Annotated in this window: 8 protein-coding genes and 1 pseudogene; 5 read left to right on the top strand and 4 right to left on the bottom strand. The window is 69.6% G+C overall.

Going from position 1 to position 5,695, the window contains the following annotated elements; genetic code table 11:
• Positions 1-158: 158 nt before the first annotated feature.
• The 3 genes from JF597_RS48740 to JF597_RS48730 form a co-directional block, all read right to left on the bottom strand.
• Positions 159-293 carry a hypothetical protein gene (locus JF597_RS48740; protein ID WP_256122878.1) on the bottom strand — a complete coding sequence of 45 codons (135 nt, stop codon included), beginning with the start codon at positions 291-293 and terminating at the stop codon, positions 159-161.
• Positions 290-1,066, bottom strand: coding sequence for an SDR family NAD(P)-dependent oxidoreductase (locus JF597_RS48735; protein WP_294012205.1), 777 nt, complete (start codon positions 1,064-1,066; stop codon positions 290-292). Before JF597_RS48735 ends, JF597_RS48740 begins: the two co-directional genes overlap by 4 nt.
• Positions 1,067-1,155: 89 nt before the next feature.
• The gene (locus JF597_RS48730; RefSeq protein ID WP_059205070.1) at positions 1,156-1,491 is read right to left on the bottom strand and encodes a YnfA family protein; all 336 of its coding nucleotides are present in this window, start codon (positions 1,489-1,491) and stop codon (positions 1,156-1,158) included.
• 15 nt (positions 1,492-1,506) lie between these two features.
• Here JF597_RS48730 and JF597_RS48725 point away from each other — a divergent pair, with 15 nt between their 5' ends.
• Positions 1,507-1,701, top strand: a complete 195-nt coding sequence (locus tag JF597_RS48725; RefSeq protein ID WP_294012213.1) for a hypothetical protein — start codon at positions 1,507-1,509, stop codon at positions 1,699-1,701.
• Between the two features lie 78 nt (positions 1,702-1,779).
• On the opposite strand, the gene JF597_RS48720 is transcribed toward JF597_RS48725, so the two are convergent.
• Complete coding sequence (locus JF597_RS48720) at positions 1,780-2,595, bottom strand: helix-turn-helix domain-containing protein (protein ID WP_294012199.1); 816 nt, start codon at positions 2,593-2,595, stop codon at positions 1,780-1,782.
• Positions 2,596-2,671: 76 nt separating this feature from the next.
• On the opposite strand from JF597_RS48720, the gene JF597_RS48715 reads away from it, so the two are divergent.
• The 4 genes and pseudogenes from JF597_RS48715 to JF597_RS48700 all read left to right on the top strand — a co-directional run.
• Complete coding sequence (locus tag JF597_RS48715; protein WP_294012196.1) at positions 2,672-3,268, top strand: TIGR03086 family metal-binding protein; 597 nt, start codon at positions 2,672-2,674, stop codon at positions 3,266-3,268.
• A 579-nt stretch (positions 3,269-3,847) separates the two neighbouring features.
• Positions 3,848-5,032 carry an alpha/beta hydrolase gene (locus JF597_RS48710; protein WP_294012193.1) on the top strand — a complete coding sequence of 395 codons (1,185 nt, stop codon included), beginning with the start codon at positions 3,848-3,850 and terminating at the stop codon, positions 5,030-5,032.
• A gap of 45 nt (positions 5,033-5,077) precedes the next feature.
• The gene (locus JF597_RS48705) at positions 5,078-5,224 is read left to right on the top strand and encodes a hypothetical protein (RefSeq protein ID WP_294012190.1); all 147 of its coding nucleotides are present in this window, start codon (positions 5,078-5,080) and stop codon (positions 5,222-5,224) included.
• A 141-nt stretch (positions 5,225-5,365) separates the two neighbouring features.
• Positions 5,366-5,695: pseudogene (locus JF597_RS48700) on the top strand (hypothetical protein); the annotation flags it as partial.

The following is a 5,695-nucleotide window of genomic DNA, read 5'->3' as shown; positions in this document are numbered from 1 at the left end:
GGCGAAGCTGAAGCAGGTCGTGTGCGTGAAGGGCTAGCGCCTCTGTGGGGCGAGGTGCGCGCCTCGCCCCACAGCACGGGGCGATCGTCTTCGACGTGCAGCCGTAAAGACCGGGTGCGATCAGGAGATCGGCATCCCGTGCGTTGATCTCGACACGCTTACTTCGGGGCGTGCATCACCGCGTAGATCATGACGAAGGCGACGATGTGGATGCCGAAGAGGAAGTAGGCGAGCCACCACCACATCTGGCGTTCGTCGTGCGGGTCCTTCTTGTCCTTCTCGGGCCGGGTCACAGGTCTCTGTGCACCTTTGTGTTGGATGCCTGGGCGCGGGGGCGCAGGACCAGGAGGTCGACGTTGACGTGGCTGGGGCGGGTGACCGCCCAGGTGATGGTGTCGGCCACGTCGTCGGCGGTCAGTGGTTCCGCGACGCCCTGGTAGACCTTCTCCGCCTTCTCCTGGTCGCCGCCGAAGCGGGTGAGGGCGAACTCGTCGGTCTTGACCATGCCGGGCGCGACCTCGATCACGCGGACGGGGCGGCCGACGATCTCCAGGCGGAGGGTCTCCGCCAGGACGTGGGCGCCGTGCTTGGCGGCGACATAGCCCGCGCCGCCCTCGTACGTGCCGTGGCCCGCCGTGGAGGAGACGACGACGACCGTGCCGTCGCCGCTCGCGTCGAGCTTGGGGAGCAGGGCCTGGGTGACGTTGAGGGTGCCGATGACGTTCGTCTCGTACATCGAGCGCCAGTCGGCGGGATCGCCGGTGGCGACCGGGTCGGCGCCGAGGGCTCCGCCGGCGTTGTTCACGAGGACGCCGACCGTCTTGAAGGCGGAGGCGAACTCGTCGACCGCGGCCCGGTCCGTCACGTCCAGCTGGTACGCCGTCGCCTGGTGGCCCGCCGCGTTGATCTCCTCCGCCAGCGCCTCGATACGGTCCTTGCGGCGGGCGGTCAGGACCACGCGGTAGCCGGCCGCGGCGAGCTGCCGTGCGGTCGCCGCGCCGATTCCGCTGCTCGCCCCGGTGACGATCGCGATCCGGGACGCGGGGGACGGGGCGGCGGATGCCATGGCTGCTCCTCGGGCGGGTGGGGGTACGGGCTCCCGCCAGGATAGGGCGGTGGTAGTCGGAGGCTCCGGGCGGGCCGGTCGGCGAGACGTCAGTCGCCCCGCGGCGCGTACATGATCACCGCCATGCCCGCGAGGCAGATCAGGGCGCCCGTGATGTCCCAGCGGTCCGGGCGGTAGCCGTCCGCCGCCATGCCCCACAGGATCGAGCCGGCCACGAAGATGCCGCCGTACGCGGCGAGGATGCGGCCGAAGTGGGCGTCGGGCTGGAAGGTGGCGACGAAGCCGTAGGCGCCGAGGGCGAGGATGCCGCCCGTGGTCCACATCCAGCCCCGGTGCTCCCGTACGCCCTGCCAGACCAGCCAGGCTCCGCCGATCTCGAAGAGGGCGGCGACGACGAAGAGGGCGGCGGAGCGGGCTACGAGCATGGGGATCAGCCTCGCATGCCGCTCCGCGGGCGCCGGGGTCACCTGATGGAGGGCGCCTGCCGGCTGCCGTACGTGGGATACATCCCTGCGACCACGGCGGCCGGCATGGAGATCGACACGGTGTGGAAGGGCGGGACGGTGGACCGGAACCGGGAGAACGACCGGCAGCGGGTGTTGGTGCTGGACAGTGGGGACGAGTACTACTTCTGACGGGTCAGGTCAGTGCCAGTGTTGCGATACGGTCACGGCGATCCAGTCGGCGCGGGTAAGCCCGGCCAGTTTTTCGGGTCAGCCCGCAGTCGCTTGTGTGTACGCCGTCGGCGGGGCCCCGACCGTCGCTGTGAAGTCCCGAACCAGATGGGCTTGGTCGGCGTAGCCGAGGTCGGCTGCGAGGGCGGCCCAGTCGACCTCGCTGCGGGTGCCGGCGAGCTCCAGGGCCTCGTGGATGCGGTAGCGGAGGATGACCCACTTCGGACTCACGCCGACGTAGGCGGAGAAGAGCCGTTGCAGCGCTCGTACCGAGAGTCCCGCTGTGCGGGCGAAGTCGTCGACGCGGCGGACGGTGCGGTCGTCGTGGACGCGGTCGACGAGGGCCATGGCGAGGTCGGCCTGCGGGTCGGGGGCGGCGGGGCCGAGGGGGAGGAGGAAGGCGTCGAGTGCGGCGACGCGGGCCTCGTCGGTGGCGGGGGCCACGACCTCGCGGGCGGTGTCCGTCGTGATTTGCGGGAACACGTCCCGGGCGGCGAGCACCTCGCCCGTCCAGTGGGACACCGGGTGCTCGGGGGCGTACGGCCGGAAGCCACCGGGGCGGAACTTCACCCCGCAGACCCGGCCCTGGCCGGTGAGCTTCCTGGTGTAGAGGCCGCCGGGGATGCCTGTCAGCTCGGCGTAGGGCGACCCCTCGTCCTGCTGGAAGGTGAGGTGGACGGACGGGTGCGGGACGACGTGGGAGGCGTAGGGCTCGGGCAGGTCCCAGTCGATGAACCAGTACCGCTCGACGTACCGGCGCAGCGGCTCGGCGGGTTCGTGGCGGCGGAACCTTACCCGGGTGAGCAGTCCGGCCGGGTCGACGATCCCGCGGGTGTCGCGGCGGGGGGCGGCCATGGGGGGATCGTACGGCCGGGCTCGGGCGTCGCGTTTCTTCAAGAGGGGCGGGCGGCGGTCTTCGTACGGTCGGGGCATGGACACGAACGCGGTGAAGAAGACGTACGGCATCGGCGAGTTGCTGGGGATGGCCCTGGAGCGGGCGGTTCCGGTGTTCCGGGGGATTCCGGACGCGGCTCTGGGGGCTGCCACGCCCTGTGCGGAGTACGACGTGAAGGCGCTGGTCAACCATGTTTTCCAGGTGATCGTGCAGTTCCAGCGGCTGGCCGTGAAGGAGCCGTCGGACTTCGGCGAGGTCACCCCGGACCGGGTGGCCGAGGGCCCGGACTGGCGGGAGCGGCTCGCGCGGGAGGCGGACCGGCTGGTGGCTGCCTGGTCCGCGCCCGGCGCCGAGGAGGGCACGACTGGGGCGATGGACATGCCGGCGCGGCTGGTGGGCTCGATGGCGCTGCTCGATCTGACCGTTCATGTGTGGGACCTGGCGCGGGGGACGGGACAGGAGTACGGGCCGGCCCACTCGGCGGTCGTGGAGGAGCTGACGGCCGCGGTGGCTCAACTGGCGCCCACGGCCAGGAGCATGGGGGTATTCGGGGAGCCGGTCCCGGTGACCGAGGACGCGTCGGCGTTCGAGCGGTTGCTGGCGGGGACGGGGCGGGATCCGCGCTGGGGGTGAGGTGCGGGGGTGGGGGGTTGTGGCGGGTCGGCGGACTCGGGGCTCGAGGGTTGGGGGTGGTGGCTCGCAGCGGTGCGGGCTGGCGGCTTGGAGGGGTGTGGGATGAGGGCGCCGCTGCTGGTTGCGTGAACTGACCGCCCTTCCTGGGGCCGTGACCTGCCCGGTCACGGCCCCACCTGCGTTTCCAAGCGGTCAACCAGCCCAGCCTCACCACCCCCCACCCGGAGGAGATGAGGCGGCCACATCCCCACCCAAGCCCGCGCAGCAGGCGGAATCCACGCCCATCCACGCACACCAGGAGACCCCCCGGATGGTCAGCAGGGTCAGCTCGGCTTCGACCTCTTCGGCCAGGAGGTTCCAGACCTGTGGACCCGGCCAGCGGGAGACACGCCGTGTAACTCGGCGACCGCCGATCGGAGGGTCGCACCACTCCATGGGCCTAGGCCGACAGCTGTGCTGTGGCGCTGAGCGCGCAGCCTTCCGATTCTGGCTCAAGGGAGCACGAGCTCCCTTGCCAAGTGCACGGAACGGATGGTTCCCATGGGTTGGAACTGGCAGCCACGTCCATTGCCAAAGCCAATGCTGCGAGCGGAAAGGGCTTTGTCATTCTGGGGCCTGCCTTCGCCGCTGCCAACATGGCTTTGGCCAACCACGTATATCGACCATGAGGTCCCCCACACGTCCAACGTGCCCGCGAACAATCAAGAGGCGGTCAAGCTCTTCGTACGGGAGCGGAGGAGCCGGCGGACGGGGCCGGTAGGCAAACCCGTGCTCATGCTTCACGGCAGGAGTGCTCCGGTGCTCGCCAGCTTCGATCTCCAGTACAAGACGTACAGCTGGGCCGAGGCACTGGCGAAGGACGGCTACGACGTCTTCATGATGGACCTCCAGGGCTCCGGGCGGTCACCTCGTCCCGAGATGGGCTCCCCGTGCAACCTCAGCGAGAACGACCAGAAGCTGCTCATCCCACGGCCGCCAGGATTCACCCCACCGTGCAGCCCCACTTACCCGCACCAGCTGAACAACTCCGACAGCGACCAAGCCGAGCTGCACCGCGTCGTGGAGTACATCAAGCTGAAGTGCGGCGTGGAGCAAGTCGCCTTTGTCGGCTGGTCTGCGGCCGCGTTCACGATGGGACCCTACGCGGTCAAACATCCGGAAAACGTGGAGAGCATGTTCCTGTTGGCGCCGATCTTCCCGCCCAAGGCCACGTCGAGCCCTCCAAGCCCGCCACCGAGCCCAGTTCCGATGTCCCTCGGCGCGAGACCGGGCCTGGAGAACGCGTGGAACCTCGAGCTGCGCTCCCCGGACCAGCGGGAGCCCGGCATGGTGGATGCGGTGTGGGCGGCGTACATGGAGAGCGAACCGATCGGCAGCACCTGGGGGCCACCGGAAGGCTTGAACCGCATCAGGAGCTTCGCCCGGTGGGGATGGAACGAGACAACCGCGGGGCAGGGCGGGGTCCTCGGCGGAAGCGTGCCCGTACTGATCGTGGACGGGGAGCACGACAGGACGGCGAACACGACGCCGCCGAGCGGGAATGTGGAGCTCAACTTCTCGGTCCGCGCGCTGTATGGCGCCATCGCCGGACCCCACAAGGTGATGGTCAAAGCACTCGGTGCCTCACACCAGATGCCTTGGGAACAGCAACACATGAATCTGCACAACCTGTCGTCGAAGTGGATCGAGGACCGGCAGGTCGACGGCAAGACCACGGGCGTCTTCGTCATGCACCAGAACGGCGTGATCAGCCCGGCTCCCTGAAGCGACGAAGCAAGGGTCGGTCACAGGTTCCGCCTCGACTGGTGGGTGTCCGGCATCCTCCTCGCGACCTGGCTCCTTGTCACCGGCCAGTTCGACGACGCCCCCCTCCTCGTCCACGGCATCGAGTGGTTCGCCGGCGGGGCCGTCCTCCTCAACCGCTTCGACGACACCCTCGGCGAGGTGGGTAAGTGACCGCCCGGCTGACCGCCGCGGCCTCCCGGTACGTCAACCGGAAGGCCCGCGCTCTCAAGGGCACCACCAACGGCGGCTTGCAGCCCCGGACCTGGCAGCTGTACCGCGCAGTCTCCCGAAGTCCGCTTCTCCGCCACGTACATGGCCAACGGCATGGCCGGAGCCACCCTGTACGCAGGCCGCCGCGCCGACGACGGCACGATCGAGCCCGCACCCAACACCCACCGCGCCTCGGAGATCGTCCAGCAGATCGCGGGCGGCCCCGACGGCCAGTCCAAGATGCTCGGCGCCTTCGGTAAGCATCTGACCGTGCCCGGCGAAGGCTGGATCGTCGTCCGCCCCAACGCCGACGTCCTCAGCTCCGAGGTCCCCGAAGACGGCCACGACTGGCGCGTACTGTCCATCAAAGAGGCAGCCAGAAGTCCGGCAAGCTCACCGGAGAGATCGACGGCGAAGAGATCGGGATCCCGC

The sequence above is a fragment of the Streptomyces sp. genome, from assembly GCF_019510245.1.
GTDB lineage: Bacteria > Actinomycetota > Actinomycetes > Streptomycetales > Streptomycetaceae > Streptomyces.
Note: the sequence above shows the minus strand (reverse complement) of the source record. Positions and strands in the feature narration are given on the sequence as shown.